The sequence below is a fragment of the Sphingomonas sp. MMS24-J45 genome (assembly GCF_044881195.1).
GTDB lineage: Bacteria > Pseudomonadota > Alphaproteobacteria > Sphingomonadales > Sphingomonadaceae > Sphingomonas.
The window spans coordinates 2,087,610-2,106,488 of sequence record NZ_CP173255.1 but is presented as its reverse complement, the minus strand read 5'-3'; the positions used below and the strand labels follow the sequence as shown (position 1 = coordinate 2,106,488).

Below are 18,879 nucleotides of genomic sequence, written 5' to 3'. Positions count from 1 at the left end.
CCGCCGACCCAGCCTCCTATAATATTTCACAGCGCTGACGCGTCACTGAAGAAACCCCTTTTTGCGCCCGCGCCACGGGGCTCGAGCGAACCGTTATTCATGAGGTCGAAGTAGCAATGAAAAAATCTCTGATGATGTCGACAGTGGCATCGCTGGCACTTCTGTACGGCGGTCTGGCTGTAACCGGTGCATCGGCTGCCGAGCGCAAGCGCGCCGATACCGCCGCCGTCGCCAGTGACGCCGAAGCCCCCGCAGGCGAGCCGCAGGCCAAGGCCCCCGTGGAAGCCGCCTTCTCGACCGGCGTCGCCAAGGGCCGCGACCGGCTCGACAGCGCGACTTCGACCAGCGCGTTGCGCGGCGATGAAATCCAGAAATTGAGCGCCCGCACGCTTGCCGACATCCTGCGCAACATTCCGGGCATCCGCACCGAAAGTTCGACCGGCGACGGCAATTCCAGCTATACGATCCGCGGTCTGCCGCTCGCCTCGGGTGGCTCCAAATTCATGCAGTTGGAAGAAGACGGCCTGCCCGTTCTCGAATTCGGCGATTTCTTCAACGTCGCGTCGGACATCTTCATCCGCGCCGATTTCAACTTGGCGGCGGTCGAGGCGATCCGCGGCGGCTCGGCCTCGACCTTCGCGTCGAATTCCCCCGGTGGCGTGATCAACCTCATCTCCAAGACCGGCGATGTCGAGGGCGGCGCGATTCAGGTCACCACCGGCCTCGGCTATGACACGAAGCGGGTCGATTTCGATTATGGCACGAAGATCAGCGACACGCTGCGCTTCCATATCGGCGGTTTCTATCGCTCGGGCGAAGGCCCGCGCAACATCGGCTACAACGCCTACCAGGGCGGCCAGATCAAGTTCAACATGACGAAGCAGCTCGGCAATGACGGGTACATTCGCCTGTCGGGCAAGTATCTCGACGACCGCTCGCCGCAATATCTGCCGGGCGCGGTGCGCATCACCGGGACCGACGACAAGCCGGTCTATTCGAACTTCGCGAACTTCGACCTGCGGCGCGATTCGGTGCTGTCGCCCTACATCGCCAACGTGATCGTGCTGGATGGCAGCAACAACCCGACCTCGATCCCGCTGAGCCGGGGCATGGACGCAAAGGTGGCGTCGGTCGGCCTCGAGACGCAATTCACCGTTGCCGATTGGACGATCACCGAAAAGGCGCGCTTCTCGAAAATCTCGGGCGGCACGACCCGCAACCTGGTCGCGAACATTTATTCGGCGACCGCTCTTCCTGCATCGCTCGGCGCGGGCACGGGCACGTTCAGCTATGCCACCGGGCCAAAGGCTGGGCAGGTCATCACCAATCTCGCCGGGCTCAACGGCAACGGCCTGATCGCGGCGACCTCGCTCAACCGGATCGATGCGAGTTCGCTCGACAATTTCACCAACGACATCCGCGCCAACCGCGCCTTCAAATTGGGCAAGGGCGAATTCACCGTCACCGGCGGCGTGTATAAATCGATCCAGAATCTGCAGAGCGACTGGCTCTATGCCAACATCCTGCAGGATGTCGCGGGCGACGGGCAATCGGCGCTGATCAATTATACCAACGCCGGCGGCGTGGCGCAGTCGCAGGATGGATTCCTGGGCTTCAACCGCTCGGGCTCGACCGCTTTCTATCGCCGCAAATATGACGTGCAGTACGATGTGACGGCACCCTATGGCTCGGTGAATTACCACATCGGCAAGTTCTCCGTCGGTGGCAGCATCCGCTATGACATGGGCAAGGTCACCGGCCAGATCTACGGTGCGGATCTGGGCGGCGGCCGGATCGGGATGCAGTCGTTCGATTTCAACCGCGATGGCGTGATTTCGGTCGCGGAATCGAAGACGGCGTTCACGCCGCTGTCGCGGCCGGCGCCGGTGAACTACAAATATAACTATATCAGCTATTCGACCGGCATCAATTTCCGCGTGTCGGAGCCGTTCGCGGTGTTCGCCCGCTACAGCCACGGCGCGCGGGCGAATGCCGATAAGGTGCTGTTTTCGAACAAGGTCAGCGTGACCGACGGCAGCATGCCGAACAGCGACGACGGTTACGACATCGTCACCCAGCTGGAGGGCGGCTTCAAATATCGCAATTCGGCGCTGAGCGTGAACGTGACCGCGTTCCTCGCCAATACCGAGGACACCAACGTCCAGGCGGGCGCGATCACCACCGACCGCAAATATCGCGCGTATGGTGTCGAAGCGGAGGCGAGCTATCGCCACGGGCCGTTCAGCGTGACCGGCGGTATGACCTACACCAATGCCACGCTGAAGAGCGACCAGCTGAACGCCGCCGTGGCCGGCATGACGCCGCGTCGTCAGCCCGACTTGATCTTCCAGGCGACGCCACAGTTCGAAGTCCACAAATTCACCGTCGGCGCGAACTTCATCGGCAGCACCGGCAGCTACACACAGGATTTGAATGCGCTGCGCCTGCCGGGCTATACGCTGGTCAACGGCTTCATCCAGTTCCGTCCGGTCGACCGGGTACAGCTGATGATCAACGCCAACAATCTGTTCGACAAGCTTGCCATGATCGAAGTCACGCAGCCCTCGGTCCCGGCCAACGGCGTCGGCGTGGGCCGTGCAACCAACGGCCGCACCGTATCGGCCTCGCTGCGGCTCGATTTCTGAACTGACCACGGGCGGTGTCGGGGTGTGTATCCCCGGCCCCGCCCGCGACCAGCCCTGCCAACATGTTTCTTGAACCGGCTATGTCGTTTCGCTAGCAGAAAAATTGCTAGGTTGGAGAGCGATAATGTCGATCACGACGATCGGTACCTTGGGTGCCACCACAAACACGTCGAAGAAGATGTGGAATGCACCTGACATCATCCTCTCGCAAATGGTCGAAGGAACTGAAAAACTGAGTTCGACCCAGGAATTCTTCGTACCCGCCTATAACCGCACGCTCGGTCCGTCCTAATCAACCCGGTTCGCCACCAGATCGTCGACCACCGCCGGATCGGCTAGCGTCGACGTATCGCCCAGGCTCGACACGTCGCCCTCGGCGATCTTGCGCAGGATGCGGCGCATGATTTTGCCCGATCGGGTCTTGGGCAGGCCCGGCGCGAATTGCAGCTTGTCCGGCGTCGCGATCGGGCCGATTTCCTGCCGCACCCAGGCGATCAGTTCGCGGTGCAGATCGGCTTGCGGATCGACCCCGGCGTTGAGCGTGACATAGGCGTAGATGCCCTGCCCCTTGATATCGTGCGGCATGCCGACGACCGCCGCCTCCGCAACGTGCGGGTGCAGCACCAGCGCGGATTCGACCTCGGCCGTGCCCATGCGGTGGCCGCTGACATTGATGACGTCATCGACCCGGCCGGTGATCCACCAATAGCCATCCGCATCGCGCCGCGCGCCGTCGCCGGTGGTGTATTTGCCGGGATAGGTGGTGAAATAGGTCTGGAAAAAGCGGTCGCGATCGCCCCACACGCCGCGCATTTGCCCCGGCCAGCTGCGCGCGATGACGAGATTGCCCTCGGCCGGGCCGTTCAGCACCGTGCCCTCGGCATCGACCAATTGCGGATCTACCCCCGGCATCGGCTTGGTCGCAGAGCCAGGCTTCAGCGCGGTGGCACCCGGCATCGGCGCGATCATCGCGCCGCCGGTCTCGGTCTGCCACCAGGTGTCGATCACCGGGCAGCGGCCTTCGCCGACCACGTCATGATACCAGCGCCATGCCTCGGGGTTGATCGGCTCACCCACCGTGCCGAGCAGCTTGAGCGAGCTGCGATCGGTCTTCGCGACGAACGCGTCGCCATCCTTCATCAGCGCGCGCAAGGCGGTGGGCGCGGTGAAGATCGTGTGGACCTTGTGCCGCTCGACCACTTGCCAGATGCGGCTGGCGTCGGGCCAATTCGGCAGGCCTTCGTACATCAGCGTCGTCGCGCCATTGGCGAGCGGACCGTACAGAATATAGGTGTGCCCCGTCACCCAGCCGATATCGGCGGCGCACCACCACACGTCGCCCGGGCGATAGTCGAACGCGAGTTCATGCGTCAGGCTGGCCCACAATAGATAGCCGCCGCTCGTGTGCAGCACGCCCTTGGGCTTGCCGGTCGATCCGCTCGTATAGAGGATGAACAGCGGGTCCTCCGCGCCCATCGGCTCGGGCGGGCAGGTCGCGGGGAGGTCCTTCGCCGCCTCGTGATACCAGACGTCGCGCGAGTGCATCGTCACCGCGCCGCCAGTCGCGCGCACGACGATGACCGTCTCAAGACCCGGCGCATGGGCTGCGGCGGTATCGACATTGGCCTTGAGCGGTATGCGCTTGCCACCGCGGCGGCCTTCGTCGGCGGTGATGACGACGCGCGATCCGCAATCCTCGATGCGGCCTGCTAACGCCTCGGGCGAGAAGCCGCCGAACACGACCGAATGGATCGCCCCGATCCGCGCGCACGCCAGCACCGCGAACGCCGCCTCGGGGATCATCGGCAGATAGATCGTGACGCGGTCGCCCTTGGCGACGCCCTGCGCCTTCAGCACATTCGCGAAGCGGCAGACCTCGGCGTGCAGCTCGCGATAGGTGAAGCGGCGCGGTTCCTCGGCAGGATCATCCGGTTCCCAGATCAGCGCAATCTCGTCCCCGCGCTTCGCCAGATGCCGGTCGAGGCAATTGGCCGAGACGTTCAACTTGCCGTCGGCGAACCAGTTGATGTGGAAATCGGCCTTGTCGAACGACCAGTCGCCCGCGATCTCGGGCCGCTTGATCCAGTCGAGCCGCCGCGCCTGTTCGAGCCAGAAGCTGCCCGGATCGGCGAGCGAGCGACCGTACAGCGTCTCATACCCTGCCGCATCGTAGCGCGCTTGCGCGGCCCATTCGGGCGGGACGGGGTAAAGGTCCTGATCGGCCATTGTGCGCACTCCTCGGCGCGCCTTTTGCCGGGGTGACGCAGCGGAATGCAAGCATCACTTGGCGCAACTTTGGTTTCATTGTAAAACCGATCCAGCGCGGTGGGGGATGGTGCGATGACGGGTACGGTTCTGGTCTCGGGCGGCAGCGGCTACATCGCTGGCTTCCTGATCCGGCAACTGATCGCCGAAGGATGGCAGGTGCACACCACAATCCGGTCGCTGTCGCGCGAGGCGGAGGTGCGCCGCACGCTGGCGGTCGATAACACGCGGCTCCATTTTTTCGCGGCCGATCTGCTGAACGATGCCGGTTGGGGCGAGGCGATGGCGGGGTGCAGCCACGTCGCGCACGTCGCCTCGCCACTCCCCGCCGGTGCAGTCGCGCATGACGACGATCTGATCGTGCCTGCACGCGAAGGCGCTCTGCGTGCGCTGCGCTTTGCCAAGGCGGCCGGGGTCAAGCGCTTCGTCATGACGTCCTCGGTCGCGGCGATCGCGTATGGTCACGGCGCGAAGTCCGCGACCTTCACCGAGCAAGACTGGACCGATGTGAACGGCCCGCAAGTTCATGCCTATGCCAAATCGAAAACGCTGGCCGAACGCGCCGCGCGCGATTGGGTCGCGGCGGAGGGCGCCGAAATGGTCTATTGCACGGTCAACCCCGCCGCCGTGCTGGGGCCGGTGCTAGGGCCGGATTTTTCCGCCTCGATCGAAGTGGTCAAGCGGCTGATCAGCGGATCGCTACCCGGCCTGCCCGATTTCGGGTTCGGCGTGGTCGACGTGCGCGATGTCGCCGACCTGCACGTGCGCGCGCTGACCGCCGAGGGCATGGCGGGCGAACGCTTCATCGCCTGCGGGCCGTTTTTGATGATGGCCGACGTGGCCGCGGTGCTGCGCGAGCGGCTGGGCGCGGAGGCCCGGAAAGTGCCGACGCGGAAGCTGCCCGACCTGTTGTTGCGGTTGGTGAGCGTGTTCGATCCGGCGGTGCGGATGGTGACGGGCGAGCTCGGCAAGCGGCGCATTACCCCGTCCGATCACGCCCGCGAAATGCTCGGCTGGGTGCCGCGCCCGGCCGCCGACACCATCGTCGATACCGCGCGAAGCCTGATCGACCAGCGGATCGTGACGCTCTGAGGCTTGCTCACCGCCGCGGCTTTTGCCAAGCCCGCGCGCAAAGGAGAGAGCCCCATGTCCTCGACCATCGCCGAACTCGAACGCAAGCGCGCCGCCGCGCGCATCGGTGGGGGTGAAAAGCGCATCGCCGCGCAGCACGCCAAGGGCAAGCTGACCGCGCGCGAGCGGCTCGACGTGCTGCTCGACGAAGGATCGTTCGAGGAGCTCGACATGTATGTCGAGCACAATTGCGTCGATTTCGGGATGCAGGACCAGATCATCCCCGGCGACGGTGTCGTTACCGGCTCCGGTACGATCAACGGGCGGCTGGTGTTCGTGTTCAGCCAGGACTTCACCGTATTCGGAGGGTCACTGTCCGAACGGCACGCGCAGAAGATCTGCAAGATCATGGATATGGCGCTGAAGGTCGGGGCGCCGGTGATCGGCCTGAACGATTCGGGCGGCGCGCGCATTCAGGAGGGCGTCGCCAGCCTAGGCGGCTATGCCGAGGTGTTTCAGCGCAATGTGCTGGCCAGCGGCGTGGTGCCGCAGATCAGCCTGATCATGGGGCCGTGCGCGGGCGGCGCAGTCTATTCCCCAGCGATGACGGATTTCATTTTCATGGTGAAAGACTCGTCGTATATGTTCGTCACTGGCCCGGATGTAGTGAAGACCGTTACCAACGAGATCGTCACGCAGGAGGAACTGGGCGGTGCGGTGACGCACACCACGAAGTCGGGGGTCGCTGATGTCGCCTTCGAGGATGATATCGAGGCGCTGCTCGCGGCCCGCGACTTCGTGGACTTTCTCCCCGCCAGCAACCGCGAAGCCGCACCCGAGCGGCCATCGTCCGACCCGTGGGACCGGATCGAGGAATCGCTCGATACGCTGGTCCCGGCAAGCGCCAACCAGCCTTATGACATGCATGAGTTGATCCGGAAGACGGTCGACGAAGGCGATTTCTTCGAAGTGCAGCCGACGCATGCCGGCAACATCATCATCGGTTTCGGCCGGATCGAGGGGCGCACCGTCGGCATCGTCGCCAACCAGCCGATGGTGCTGGCCGGGTGTCTCGACATCAATTCGTCGAAGAAGGCCGGGCGGTTCGTGCGCTTCTGCGACGCCTTCGACATTCCGATCGTCACCTTCGTCGACGTGCCCGGCTTCCTGCCCGGTACCGCGCAGGAGTTAAACGGCATCATCAAGCACGGCGCGAAGCTGCTGTTTGCCTATGCCGAAGCAACCGTGCCCAAGATCACCGTCATCACGCGCAAGGCGTACGGCGGTGCGTACGACGTGATGGCATCCAAGCATCTACGCGGCGACCTCAACTACGCCTGGCCGACCGCCGAAATCGCAGTGATGGGCGCGAAGGGCGCCGTCGAGATCATCTTCCGCGGGAAGTCTCCGGCCGAGATCGCCGAGCAGACCGCGCAGTATGAGGCGCGCTTCGCCAACCCGTTCGTCGCGGCGAGCAAGGGCTTCATCGACGAGGTGATCCAGCCGCATTCGACCCGGCGTCGCATCGCGCTGGGCCTGCGCAAGCTACGGGGCAAGCAGCTCGAAAACCCGTGGAAGAAGCACGACAACATTCCACTGTGAGGCAAGGGTCGGCGTGCGATTGGCCTTGGCGGCACATCCCCGCTTCCCGACACGCGCCAATCTGGTAGCAGGGTCCCCGTGACCCTCCGCCTCCCCCTTCTCGCCGCGACCGCGCTGCTGCTGACCGCCGCCGCGCCCGATCCTGCGCCGCCGCCTGCGCCGCTCAAGCTGGTCGAGACGATTTCGCCGCAGGGGCTGCAGGAGGTGTCGCCGGGCGCGATCGTGTCGACCTCGGCGATCTACAAGCCCGACTCGGTCATCCTCGCGGGTGACATCGCGCTCGATTACAAGGGAGAGAAGCGCACATTTGCGCGCGGCACGGTGATCCAGGCGGGCGGGCCGACCGGCGTTGCGGGTGTGCCCGACGCGATCTTTTGCGAGCCCGTCCACGAGGGCTCGATCGGCAAGGTGCTGACCGGGCAGCTCGCCTTCGGGGTGGTCGGCGCGCTCAGGCCTACCCATCTCAACACGCGCTATTGCCTGTTCGATGCCGATAAGGATTCGAAATTCGACCATGCCTTCCTGGTCGGCGCCAAGGGCGATGGCCGCGCCCCATTTGCGATTCCGCCGGTCGAATATGGCGTGATCGAGGGCCGCCGCCTTGCCGACGACAGCGTCGCACGGCTTCGCTATGTCGGCCCGGCCGGTACGCCCGACATGATCGCCTTCGATCTCGAAGCCTTTGCGATCGGCAAGATGCGCGATGTGCCGCACGCCCGCACCTTCATCTCCGTCACCAAGCTGCCCGCTTATGCCATTATCGGGGTCGCGGTGGTGACGGTGTTGACGTACGACCCGAAGACCCGCGTCGCGACGATCCGCATGGATCACGATCTCGCGCCCGGGCAGATTGTCTTGCCGGAGCTTGCGCGTGCCTACTGATACCCCGCTCGACCGTTTCAAAGCCGTGCTTGGCGGCACCGCGCGCGTGCTGGCCGACGAGGCCGAGGTCGAACTCGCCTTCACCGCCGACGCGCCGACGCAGAGCGGCAAGCACATCAAGGTGCCGATGCCCGCGCGCAGCCTGCCGGCCGAGCAAGTCGCGGAGGCGCGCGGCTTCGCCGACGGCTTCGCGCTGCGGCTGAAGCATCACGACATCGCACTGCACAATCGCACGGCGCCGGTCGATGCGGTGGCGCGCGCGGTGTTCGACGCGGTCGAGACGGCGCGGATCGAGGCGCTGGGCGGGCGCGGCTATGCCGGGATCACCGCGAACCTCGACGTCGCGCTCGAGATGCGGATGCGCGCCGATCCGATCACGCGCGCCAAGTCGCGCGACGAAGTCCCGCTGTCGACCGCACTCGCGCTGATGGTGCGCGAGCGGCTGACCGGCGTGGCACCGCCCCCCGCCACGGACCAGGGTATGGCGCTGGTGCGCGACTGGATCGAACAGAAGGCCGGAAACGACCTCGACGCGCTCGGCCTCGCGATCGACGACCAGCGCGCCTTCGCATCGCTCGCCACCAAATTGCTTGAGGATCTCGATCTGATCGAGGGCGACATGCTGCCCGAAGAATCGGACGAGGGCGGCAATGAGGATGAAGGCACCGACGAGCAGCAGGACGATCAGGGCGACGAGGGCGAGGAAGACGGCGACCAGGGCCAGGGCGAGATCGAGGCGCGCGGATCCGAACAGGATTCGGACAGCGAAGAGGGCGAAGGCACCGAGCAAAGCCAGGATTCGTTCGACGACATGGACGGCGAGCCCGGCGACGAGGGTGAGGAAGGGATGCTGCCAACGCGTCCCAACCGCCCGTTCGCCGACCCGTCGGGGCAGTTCGACTACAAGGCGTGGACCACCGCATACGACGAAGTGATCGCCGCGACCGATCTGTGCGACCCCGATGAGCTGGTGCGGCTGCGCTCATACCTCGATCAGCAGCTCGTGCATTTGCAGGGGGTGGTGACCAAGCTCGCCAACCGGCTGCAACGGCGCCTGATGGCGCAGCAGAACCGCAGCTGGGATTTCGATCAGGAGGAAGGCATCCTCGACGCCGCGCGGCTGGCGCGGATCGTGGTCAACCCGACGCTGTCGCTCAGCTACAAGATCGAACGCGAGACCGATTTCCGCGATACGGTGGTGACGCTGCTGATCGACAATTCGGGATCGATGCGCGGACGGCCGATTTCGATCGCTGCGATCAGCGCCGACATCCTCGCGCGCACGCTGGAACGGTGCGGGGTCAAGACCGAGATCCTCGGCTTCACCACGCGCGCCTGGAAGGGCGGGCAGAGCCGCGAGACATGGCTCGCGGCCGGGCGTCCGCCACAGCCGGGGCGGCTCAACGACGTCCGCCACATCGTCTACAAAAAGGCCGACGAGCCGTGGCGCCGCGCCAAGACCAGCCTTGGCCTGATGATGCGCGAAGGGCTGCTGAAGGAAAATATCGACGGCGAGGCGCTGTTATGGGCGCACAGCCGCCTGATCGCGCGGCCGGAGGATCGCAAGATCCTGATGGTCATTTCCGACGGCGCGCCGGTCGACGATTCGACGCTGTCGGTCAATTCCGGATCGTATCTGGAGCGGCACCTGCGCCAGGTGATCGGCTGGATCGAAAGTAAATCGCCGGTCGAGCTTGCCGCGATCGGGATCGGGCATGATGTCACGCGCTATTACAGCCGCGCCGTGACGATCATGGATGTAGAGCAATTGGGCGGCACCATCATCGAGCAGCTCGCCGCGTTGTTCGACGCACCCTAGTCGCAAAACACTCAGTGATCCGAAGGGCCTGCCGCTGCGCGCTCGCGCGGCGGCACCCCCGAGCCATGTCCGGAAAATGCCGCGAATAATAGGACAGACTATCTGTATAAAAACGCACACCGAAACGATTTTCGTTACGAGATCGTAATGTAGCTTTAGTGCAACAGGCTAATTCTAAAGTATGAGTGTAGTATTCTTAGGAATGGCGTTCACGACACCTGCAGCCTAGCACCACGCCCGGGGGGATTTTTCAGCGTCCCGCAAGAGACGCGTCCCGTGTGAGGTATTTAATGTCTATCCTGATTCGTCGTCGTCTTTTAGCCACGTCGATCTTCGCCAGCGCTGCGATGATCGCCCTGCCCGCCGCCGCGCAGCAGAACCCGACCGCTCCCGCTTGCGACCCGCAGCGCCAGGATTGCTCGGTTCAGTCGCCGGGCGTCGTTCCAGGCGATACGATCACGCAAAATAACGCGCCGGACATGACGGGTCAGGACATCGTCGTCACCGGATCGCGCATCGCGTCGCCGGGTGCCGTTTCGGCATCGCCGCTGCAGACGATCGGTGCCGCGCAGATCCGCCAGTCGGGCGCGATCAACGTGCAGGACGTTTTGCAGCAGAACCCCGTGTTCGGTACGCCGGGCATCAGCCGCACCAATTCCAGCTTCGCCACGCAGAGCGCCGGTGTCGCCACCGTGAACCTGCGTAACTTGGGTGAGGATCGCACCCTCGTCCTCGTCAACGGTCGCCGTTTCGTGTCGGGCGTCCCCGGCAGCAACGCCGTCGATCTCAACGTCATCCCGACGCAGTTCCTCGACCGCGTCGACGTGCTGACCGGCGGCGCATCGGCCGTGTACGGCTCGGACGCGGTCGCTGGCGTCGTCAACATGATCTACAAGACCAAGTTTGACGGCCTGCAGATCGATGGCCAGTTCGGCATTTCGCCCGTTGGCGACGGCGCAGACAAGCAGGTCAACGTGCTGGCCGGCAAGAACTTTGCCGATGGCCGCGGCAACATCATGCTGTTCGGTGGCTATTCGAAGCAGGGCACCGTGCTGAAGCGCGACCGTTCGACCGAAGCCGGTTCGAGCGCCGTTGATTCGACCAGCCTGGGCGGGCGTAACGGCAACGATGCCGATATCTTCACGCCGACGACGCTGCTGTCGGGCTTCATCCCCGGCGGCCGTTTCTACGCCGGTGACCAAATTTTCTCGTACGGCACCAACAACGTCCTGACGAACTGCACGACCGTCAGCTGCGGTGGCTTCAACCGTTCGGACTCGCGCTATCTCGCGGTTCCGGTCGAGCGCTACGTCGCGGCCGGACGCGCCAACTTCGAAGTCTCGCGCGCGTTCAACGTCTTCCTCGAAGGCAATTTCGCGCGGACCAAGGTCAACACGGTGATCGAGCCCTTCCCGCTCAGCTCCGACCTGGTCAACATCGCCACGGGTGGCCAGGTGGCGATCCAGTCGGTCGTCGGGGGCGTGACCTATCGCAACCCGTTCGTGCCCGACGCGATCTTCAATGCTGCGACCGACACCGACGGCGATGGTCTGAAAGATATCTACTTCGATCGCCGCCTGGCGGACTTCGGCCCGCGCACCAGCAGCGCGACGCGCGACCTGTTCCGCATCGCGGGTGGCATCAACGGCAAGTTCCTCGACGATCGCTTCAGCTATGAAGCGTACGGCATCTACGGCCAGACGATCGAGCATCAGAGCGGCAACGGCCAGTTCGACAGCCGCAATTTCGTACAGGCCCTGAACGCCTATCGCGATCCAGTGACCGGCACGATCCAGTGCGCCGATCCCGCCGCGCGGGCGGCGGGCTGCGTGCCTGCCAACATCTATGGCATCAACGCGCTGGCACCGGCGGCGGGGTATCTCGCGGTTCCGGTGACGCTGGCGACCCGCGTGACGCAGACCGTCGGTGGCGCGAACGTCACGGGCAAGCTTTTCTCGATCTTCGGGGCCGACCCGATCGGGATCAACGTCGGTGGCGAATATCGTCGTGAAACCAGCAGCAACGTGTTCGATTTGCTCACGCAGCAGGGCCTGAACGGCAACAATGCGCTGCCGTCGACCTCGGGCAGCGTCAGCGTGTACGAAGGCTTTGCCGAAGCGGTCGTCCCGTTGTTGCAGGATCGTCCATTCGTACACGCGCTCAGCGTTCGCGGTGCGGTACGCGCGTCGCATTATTCGACGGTCGGCACGACGGTCAGCTACAATTTCGGTGGCGAATGGGCACCGACCAGCGACATCCGCTTCCGCGTGATGCAGGCCCGTTCGGTGCGCGCACCGAACATCAGCGAGCTGTTCTCTGCCCCGCAGCAGGACTTCCCCTCGGGTCTGCAGGATCCGTGCGTCGGCGTCACCGCCACGACGACGGGCACGCTTGCCACCAACTGCCGCGCGGCACCCGGTGTGGCAGCGAACATCGCGGCCAACGGCGCATTCACTGCGTCGCAAGCCGATCTGCAGGGCATTACCAGCTTCGGCGGCGGCAACCGCTTGCTGCAGGAAGAAAAGGGCGATTCGTTCACGGCTGGCGTGGTGTTGAACCCGCGTTCGGTTCTGGGCCTGCGCAACCTGGTGATTACGGTCGATTATTATAATATCCGGATCAAGGATGCGATCGTCACCACCCCGCTGCAGTTCATCCTGAACCAGTGCTACAATCAGTCGGTTGCGGCATTCTGCAATCTGGTCGTGCGTCGTCCCGCGGCGGTCGGCCCGAACAGCCCGGGCTCGCTCGATCAGGTCAACACCTCGCCGTCGAACAGCGGTGGCGCGAAGACCTCGGGCATCGATACCGTGATCGATTGGCGCACCAATCTGGACAGCCTCGGCATTGGCGGCAACCTGAACCTGCACGGTGCCTATACCCACCTGCTCACCGGCTACACCATTCCGCTGCCGGGTTCGGCACGGGACAGCTATGCCGGCGAAATCGGCGCGCCGCGTGACAAGTTCACGATCTCGGCGGGGTATGATCTGAAGGGTTTCGGCCTGACGACGACGGGTACATGGATCAGCCAGTCGAGCCTCGACGATCAGTTGACCGGTGCCGCTGCGGGCACCAACCCGCTCTACCGTGTCCGCCCGCAATTCTACCTGGATTCGCAGATCCGCTTCCAGACGCGGGACGGCTTCGAATTCTACGTGGGTGCGAACAACCTGCTCAACAACCAGCCGCCCTACCTCGCCGATATCGGCGCGTCGGCTGGCCAGGATACTGATGCAGGCACGTATGATGCGCTTGGCCGCCGCTATTATGCCGGCGTGCGCATCAAGTTCTGATCGGACATTTAAGCAAGCACTTGGGGGCGTCCTGCGGGGCGCCCCTTTTTATGCGCGGTCTTGTCCGTCGTCCCTATAAGATCGCGGCATGTCGATCACCCCGCCCCCCACCGGCTTTTACGGCCCGGTCAAACGCTCGGTAACGATCGCGGGGCATCCGACGTCGATCAGCCTGGAGCCGATCTTCTGGCGCGCGCTGGAGGATGCGGCGTCGGCCCGCGCGCTCCCCCTCAACGCACTGATCGCGCAGATCGACGCGCTGCGTATTCAGGCCGATGCGCCGCCCAATCTGGCCAGCGCGCTGCGCAGCTGGATTCTGGCGCAGCGCACCGACGCACCTCAATAATATATATAGATATAGCGTACCTGGACGGTTTCCGGTCGCATCAGCGTCGGCGTGAAATCACGCGTCAGCCTGAACGTCGCTTCACCCGTCGGCTTGACGTCGAGCACCTTGATCTCTGCGCCGATAACGTCGTCGAACATGACCGGATAGGGGATTTTCGCCGGTTCGGTATACATGCGGCTGTAGAGTTTCTGCAGCGGGTCCACCGCCGGTTTAGACCACAGGATATAGTCGAAGCTGGTCTTCTTGCCCTCACGCACGACCTCGACCTCGAGCTCCACCTTGTTCTTGCTGGGGACGAATTTTCGGTAGCGCAGGCGAACCTCGTCGTCGGGATGCAGCTGAGTGAGCCTGTCCATATGATAGGCCAGCGGTTCGAGGTCGCGTGGCACTTGCAGCAGCTTATCCTTCGCACCGGCCAGCATGTAATGGTCGAACTTCGCATCGCGATCGACATCGAGGAAGCAGAAGCGGACGATCTCCTTGAACTTGGACCCCAGGCCGCCGATCATCATGCTGGTGAAGGCGCTGCGCGTGCGCTGGTCGCGACCGCAGAATACGCGATCCGTGCCGATCTTGGTCGCGATCGCTGGCGGCACCAGGACCGAGGTAAGGTCGTTGCCGGGCGCGATCGAATCGCTGAAGCGATCGACGCTGACCGTCGCCGATCCGTCGGCAATCGCGGCTTCGGTGCGAACGATGCGGCCGGACATCAGCAGATCGCCCGGCATCCCGCTGAACGTCTGATTGAGCGGCCGTTTGCCATCGGGCAGAACCGTTTCGGGAAGCGATACCAAGTCTTGCGCCGCGACACCGGGCCCGTGCAGCGTCGCGAGCGCAAGCGACATTGCCGCCATAATTTTCGATAAATAGCGCATGTTCCCCCCTTTTCTGTCCCCGTCCGCGGTTTCGCCACAGGGCACCCACTGGCGTCAACCGGATTTGGGCGACCGGGCCATTCAGGCTGACTGAGCAGAAAATCTGCGAGTAACTCGCAATAGCGTTGACTCTGCGAATAATTCGCAATAGCCGCTCCCGTAACAACAGGAGTGACCCTTGACCACGTCCACCGCCCTTCTTCGCAAGCCAGCCTATCTCGCTTTGTCGTGCGTCGGTGCCTTTGCCACCGCGCCCGCCATTGCCAGCGATGCGCGCCCGGTCGCGAACGACGTGGATTCGGAGGACAAGCGCGACATCGTCGTGACCGGCGAGCGTGAAATCCGGCAGCGCGACCCGAAACTCGTCGCCCCGCTGGTCGACACGCCCAAGTCGATCGTGGTGATCGACAAATCGGTGATCGAGCAGACCGGATCTACCACGCTCGCCGATGCGCTGCGCACCGTGCCCGGCATCACCTTTGGCGCGGCAGAGGGGGGCAATCCGATCGGCGACCGCCCCTTCATCCGCGGCTTCGACAGCCAGGGCAGCATCTTCGTCGACGGCGTGCGCGATCTGGCCGCCCAAAACCGTGAAGTCTTCGCGATCGATTCGGTGCAGGTGGTGCGCGGATCGGATTCGACGCTGGGGGGCCGCGGCAATGCCGGCGGGTCGCTCAACATCCTGACCAAGGTGCCGCAGAACAAGACCTTCGGTTCGGTCGCCGCCAGCTATGGCAATGCCGATTACAAGCGGGTTTCGGCGGACCTGAACGTCAAGCTCGGCGACACCGCCGCCTTCCGTATCGCGGGTCTGTGGCACGATCAGGACGTCGCCGGGCGCGACGCAATCTATCAGCGGCGCTGGGGTGTTGCGCCGAGCCTGACGCTCGGGCTGGGGACATCAACGCGGCTGACGATCGGCTATTACTATCTGGAAAGCCACGAGCTGCCCGACAGCGGCATCCCCTATCTCTACACCATCGCCAACGCGCCCGGCACCGGCAACATCCGCACCACCCCCGCGGTCGGGCAGATCACCACCGCCAACGGCCAGACCGGCGTCGTGTCGCGTTCGACATTCTATGGCCTGCGCTCGCGCGACTTCCGCGATGCGACGACCAATCAGGCGACGATCCGGGTTGAGCATGATTTCGGCGGCATCACGCTGCGCAACACCGCGCGCTATGCCCGTGATGACCAGGCGTACATTTTCACCCTGCCCGACGATTCGACCGGCAACGTCTATGGCACCGGGCAGGTGTGGCGGCGGTCGAACACGCGCTACAGCTATGCCGAAAGCATCATCGACCAGCTCGATCTGTCGGGCAGCTTCAATACTGGCAGCATCAAGCACGATTTCGCCGTCGGCGCCGAAGTCTCGTGGCAGAAGACGCGGCGCGGCACCTTCGTCACGCGCGGTTTCCTGAACGCAAGCGGGACCGAAATCCTGTCGACCGGATCGACCATTTCGCCCCGCTGCAACACCGCGACGGTTGCGCGCTATTATTGCGCCAGCATTTTCAGCGCCAACCCCAGCGACCCCTGGGTCAATTACGCCAGCGACACGTCGACCGCAGTATCGCCGATCGTCCGCTCGCTGCCGCTGGCCGAAACGCAGAACGATGCCGAGACACAGGCGATCTACGGCTTCGATTCGATCACGCTGACGCCGTCGCTGATCCTCAACCTCGGCGCGCGCTACGATCGCTTCACCTCGCGCGTGACGCCGGGGCAGCCGGCCAGCGCCACCACGTCGTTCCGCTTGTCGCGGACCGACGGCCTGTTCAACTGGCAGGCAGGTCTGGTGTTCAAGCCGACCAAGGAAACCAGCCTGTACGCAAGCTATGCGACGGCCGCGACGCCACCCAACAGCCTGCTCGGCGAAGGGTTCGAAAACAACGCGCTGCCGACCACGGCGGTGACCGCGAACCTGCTCGATTCGCTTCGGGTGCAGAAGACCAAGACCTATGAAGTCGGCGCAAAGGGCAGCCTCTTCCACGAGAAGCTCGCGCTTGGTCTGGCGGTGTTCCAGACCGACATCAGCAACGCGCGCGTTACCGACGGCAACAACAACATCGCCTTTCTCGGATCGACCCGGATCCGCGGCGTGGAACTCAACGCCAATGGCATGATCCTGCCGGGCTGGACGGTGTTCGGCGGCTATACGTTCCTCGACGCCAAGATCGTCGATGGCGGCTTCACTGCCCTCACTGCAGCGGCGAATGGCGCGGCCGCGGCAAAGACCGTGCTGGTGCCTTCGGTCAACACCGGAAAGGCCGTGCCGCAGACCGCGCGCCACAGCTTCACCCTGTCGACCAATTATGAGGTGACCAAGCGTTTCTCGATCGGTGGCGGCGCTTATTATATGAGCGCGCAGAATGGCGGCTATGCCGACAACCGCACCGCGACGCAGACGAGCGCCGGTGTGGTGACGGTCAACCCGGCCACCAAGGTCCTGACGCGCGGCATTCCGAGCTACTGGCGCTTCGATGCGCAGGCGCGCTTCAAGCTCAACGACCATTTCGACGTGTCGGTCAACGCGCAGAACCTGACCAACAAGACCTACTTCACCAGCACGTACACCAGCCATTATGCGACGATCGCGCCGGGCCGCACGGTATTCGGCACGTTGATCGCCAAATTCTGATGCTCGATCCGACGACCCTGTCGCCGGAGGAGATCGCCGCGCGCCTCTCGGGGACACCCGAGGAGCGCGCGGCATTCGTGCGCGCCTGCGCCGAGGCGGGCGAGGCCGAGGCGCAGGCGGTGTACGGCCAGATGCTGCTCGATGGCGCGGGCGTGACGGTCGATCCGCGCGCCGCGCTCGGCTGGTTCAAAAAGGCGGCTGCGCAGCATCATGTGATGGCGATCAACATGGTCGGGCGCTGCTACGATCTCGGCTGGGGCACCGCGATCGACAAGGCGCGCGCGGCCGAATGCTATCGTATCGCCGCCGAGCGGGGCCTCGATTGGGGCATGTACAATTACGCGACGCTGCTTGCGCTCGGCGAAGGCGTGCCGCTCGACCGCGCGGCGGCACTCGACTGGTTTCGCAAGGCCGCCGCAAGCACCACGCCGCTCGCCAGTGCCAAGGCAACCAATTTCATCGGCAGCTTCCATGAAGATGGCTGGGTGGTGAAGCGCGATCTGGCGGCGGCTGCGCGCTATTACGCCCGCGCCGCGCAAGGCGGCGATTTCCGCGGCGCCTTCAACCACGCCCGGATGCTCAGCGCGGCGGGCAAGTTCGACGAGGCGATCACCTGGCTGAAGCGCGCGGGTGCCAGCGCCACCCCGGCATTTATCGAGAAAGCCGCAGCCTGGCTCGCCGCGTCCGACGTGGCGGCGTTCCGCGTGCGCGGCGTGCAGGCGATCCGGAGTGGTGCATCATGCTGACCGTTATCCCCGATCTGCTGACACCAGCGCAGCTAACGGCCCTGCGCGAGACGATCGACGCGGCCGACTGGATCGACGGGAATGCGACATCCGGCGCGCAATCCGCGCTCGCCAAGCGCAACCGGCAATTACCCGAGGACTCCGACGCCGCCCGCGCCGGTGGTGCGGTCGTGCTGGATGCGCTCGCCGCCTCGCCCTTGTTCGTCGCCGCCGCGCTGCCGCTCAAGGTCTTCCCGCCGCTGTTCAATCGCTACGGCGAGGGCGATGGCTTCGCGTCGCATGTCGACAATGCCGTCCGCATCCGCCGCGGCAGCGATTTCCGCATCCGCAGCGATCTATCGGCGACACTCTTCCTCAGCGACCCCGAGAGCTATGACGGCGGCGAGCTGATCGTGCAGACGCAGTTTGGCGAGCAATCGGTCAAGCTGACTGCCGGGCAGATGGTGCTCTACCCCGCCTCCAGCCTGCACCGCGTCGCGCCCGTGACGCGGGGCGAGCGAATCGCGTCGTTCTTCTGGATTCAGTCGATGGTGCGCGATACCGACGCCCGCGCAATGCTGTTCGACCTCGACACAGCAATCCAATCGACCGCCGCGCGGCTTGGCCAGGATGACCCCGAGATCGTCCGGCTGACCGGCGTCTATCACAATCTGCTCCGCCGCTGGGCGGAGCTCTAACCCCT

General features: G+C 64.4%; 13 protein-coding genes. 11 read left to right on the top strand and 2 right to left on the bottom strand.

Features of this window, described 5'->3' with window-relative positions; genetic code table 11:
• The first annotated feature begins 134 nt into the window (after window positions 1-134).
• Together AB5I39_RS10405 and AB5I39_RS10400 are read left to right on the top strand one after the other, a co-directional pair.
• Window positions 135-2,645 (top strand): TonB-dependent receptor domain-containing protein, encoded by a 2,511-nt coding sequence (locus AB5I39_RS10405; RefSeq protein WP_404366202.1) that lies wholly within the window; start codon window positions 135-137, stop codon window positions 2,643-2,645.
• Between the two features lie 124 nt (window positions 2,646-2,769).
• A complete protein-coding gene (locus AB5I39_RS10400; RefSeq protein ID WP_404366199.1) occupies window positions 2,770-2,937 on the top strand; it encodes a hypothetical protein in 168 nt (55 codons plus the stop codon).
• Here the strand turns inward: AB5I39_RS10400 and acs are convergent.
• Complete coding sequence (gene acs / locus AB5I39_RS10395; protein ID WP_404366197.1) at window positions 2,934-4,871, bottom strand: acetate--CoA ligase; 1,938 nt, start codon at window positions 4,869-4,871, stop codon at window positions 2,934-2,936. The genes AB5I39_RS10400 and acs overlap by 4 nt on opposite strands.
• Window positions 4,872-4,985: 114 nt before the next feature.
• On the opposite strand from acs, the gene AB5I39_RS10390 reads away from it, so the two are divergent.
• The 6 genes from AB5I39_RS10390 to AB5I39_RS10365 all read left to right on the top strand — a co-directional run bounded on the left by AB5I39_RS10390 (window position 4,986) and on the right by AB5I39_RS10365 (window position 13,926).
• Window positions 4,986-6,002: an SDR family oxidoreductase gene (locus AB5I39_RS10390; RefSeq protein WP_404366194.1), complete on the top strand. Its 1,017-nt coding sequence runs from the start codon at window positions 4,986-4,988 to the stop codon at window positions 6,000-6,002.
• A 54-nt stretch (window positions 6,003-6,056) separates the two neighbouring features.
• Complete coding sequence (locus tag AB5I39_RS10385) at window positions 6,057-7,583, top strand: acyl-CoA carboxylase subunit beta (protein ID WP_404366191.1); 1,527 nt, start codon at window positions 6,057-6,059, stop codon at window positions 7,581-7,583.
• 78 nt (window positions 7,584-7,661) lie between these two features.
• Window positions 7,662-8,465, top strand: coding sequence for a hypothetical protein (locus tag AB5I39_RS10380; protein WP_404366188.1), 804 nt, complete (start codon window positions 7,662-7,664; stop codon window positions 8,463-8,465).
• Window positions 8,455-10,284: a cobaltochelatase subunit CobT gene (gene cobT / locus AB5I39_RS10375; protein ID WP_404366185.1), complete on the top strand. Its 1,830-nt coding sequence runs from the start codon at window positions 8,455-8,457 to the stop codon at window positions 10,282-10,284. The genes AB5I39_RS10380 and cobT overlap by 11 nt, the downstream gene beginning before the upstream one ends.
• 290 nt (window positions 10,285-10,574) lie before the next feature.
• The gene (locus AB5I39_RS10370; RefSeq protein ID WP_404366182.1) at window positions 10,575-13,580 is read left to right on the top strand and encodes a TonB-dependent receptor domain-containing protein; all 3,006 of its coding nucleotides are present in this window, start codon (window positions 10,575-10,577) and stop codon (window positions 13,578-13,580) included.
• Window positions 13,581-13,668: 88 nt separating this feature from the next.
• Window positions 13,669-13,926, top strand: a complete 258-nt coding sequence (locus AB5I39_RS10365) for a ribbon-helix-helix domain-containing protein (protein ID WP_404366179.1) — start codon at window positions 13,669-13,671, stop codon at window positions 13,924-13,926.
• On the opposite strand, the gene AB5I39_RS10360 is transcribed toward AB5I39_RS10365, so the two are convergent.
• On the bottom strand, window positions 13,920-14,774 hold the full coding sequence (locus tag AB5I39_RS10360; protein WP_404366177.1) for a hypothetical protein: 855 nt from the start codon (window positions 14,772-14,774) through the stop codon (window positions 13,920-13,922). The two genes, AB5I39_RS10365 and AB5I39_RS10360, sit on opposite strands and share 7 nt — an antisense overlap.
• A gap of 208 nt (window positions 14,775-14,982) precedes the next feature.
• Here AB5I39_RS10360 and AB5I39_RS10355 point away from each other — a divergent pair, with 208 nt between their 5' ends.
• Genes AB5I39_RS10355 through AB5I39_RS10345 form a run of 3 tightly spaced genes read left to right on the top strand, consistent with a single transcriptional unit; the run spans window position 14,983 to window position 18,874 of the window.
• Window positions 14,983-17,451 carry a TonB-dependent receptor gene (locus AB5I39_RS10355; protein WP_404366174.1) on the top strand — a complete coding sequence of 823 codons (2,469 nt, stop codon included), beginning with the start codon at window positions 14,983-14,985 and terminating at the stop codon, window positions 17,449-17,451.
• Window positions 17,451-18,197, top strand: coding sequence for a tetratricopeptide repeat protein (locus AB5I39_RS10350; RefSeq protein WP_404366172.1), 747 nt, complete (start codon window positions 17,451-17,453; stop codon window positions 18,195-18,197). Before AB5I39_RS10355 ends, AB5I39_RS10350 begins: the two co-directional genes overlap by 1 nt.
• Window positions 18,191-18,874, top strand: coding sequence for a Fe2+-dependent dioxygenase (locus tag AB5I39_RS10345; RefSeq protein WP_404366170.1), 684 nt, complete (start codon window positions 18,191-18,193; stop codon window positions 18,872-18,874). The genes AB5I39_RS10350 and AB5I39_RS10345 overlap by 7 nt, the downstream gene beginning before the upstream one ends.
• The last annotated feature ends 5 nt before the right edge of the window (window positions 18,875-18,879 follow it).

What these genes read in the sequence shown, in the direction of transcription:
- AB5I39_RS10405 (WP_404366202.1), top strand. Translation starts at nt 135, where the DNA reads ATGTCGACAGTGGCATCGCTGGCACTTCTGTACGGCGGTCTGGCTGTA.
- AB5I39_RS10400 (WP_404366199.1), top strand. Translation starts at nt 2,770, where the DNA reads ATGTCGATCACGACGATCGGTACCTTGGGTGCCACCACAAACACGTCG.
- acs (WP_404366197.1), bottom strand. Translation starts at nt 4,871, where the DNA reads ATGGCCGATCAGGACCTTTACCCCGTCCCGCCCGAATGGGCCGCGCAA.
- AB5I39_RS10390 (WP_404366194.1), top strand. Translation starts at nt 4,986, where the DNA reads ATGACGGGTACGGTTCTGGTCTCGGGCGGCAGCGGCTACATCGCTGGC.
- AB5I39_RS10385 (WP_404366191.1), top strand. Translation starts at nt 6,057, where the DNA reads ATGTCCTCGACCATCGCCGAACTCGAACGCAAGCGCGCCGCCGCGCGC.
- AB5I39_RS10370 (WP_404366182.1), top strand. Translation starts at nt 10,575, where the DNA reads ATGTCTATCCTGATTCGTCGTCGTCTTTTAGCCACGTCGATCTTCGCC.
- AB5I39_RS10365 (WP_404366179.1), top strand. Translation starts at nt 13,669, where the DNA reads ATGTCGATCACCCCGCCCCCCACCGGCTTTTACGGCCCGGTCAAACGC.
- AB5I39_RS10360 (WP_404366177.1), bottom strand. Translation starts at nt 14,774, where the DNA reads ATGTCGCTTGCGCTCGCGACGCTGCACGGGCCCGGTGTCGCGGCGCAA.
- AB5I39_RS10350 (WP_404366172.1), top strand. Translation starts at nt 17,451, where the DNA reads ATGCTCGATCCGACGACCCTGTCGCCGGAGGAGATCGCCGCGCGCCTC.
- AB5I39_RS10345 (WP_404366170.1), top strand. Translation starts at nt 18,191, where the DNA reads ATGCTGACCGTTATCCCCGATCTGCTGACACCAGCGCAGCTAACGGCC.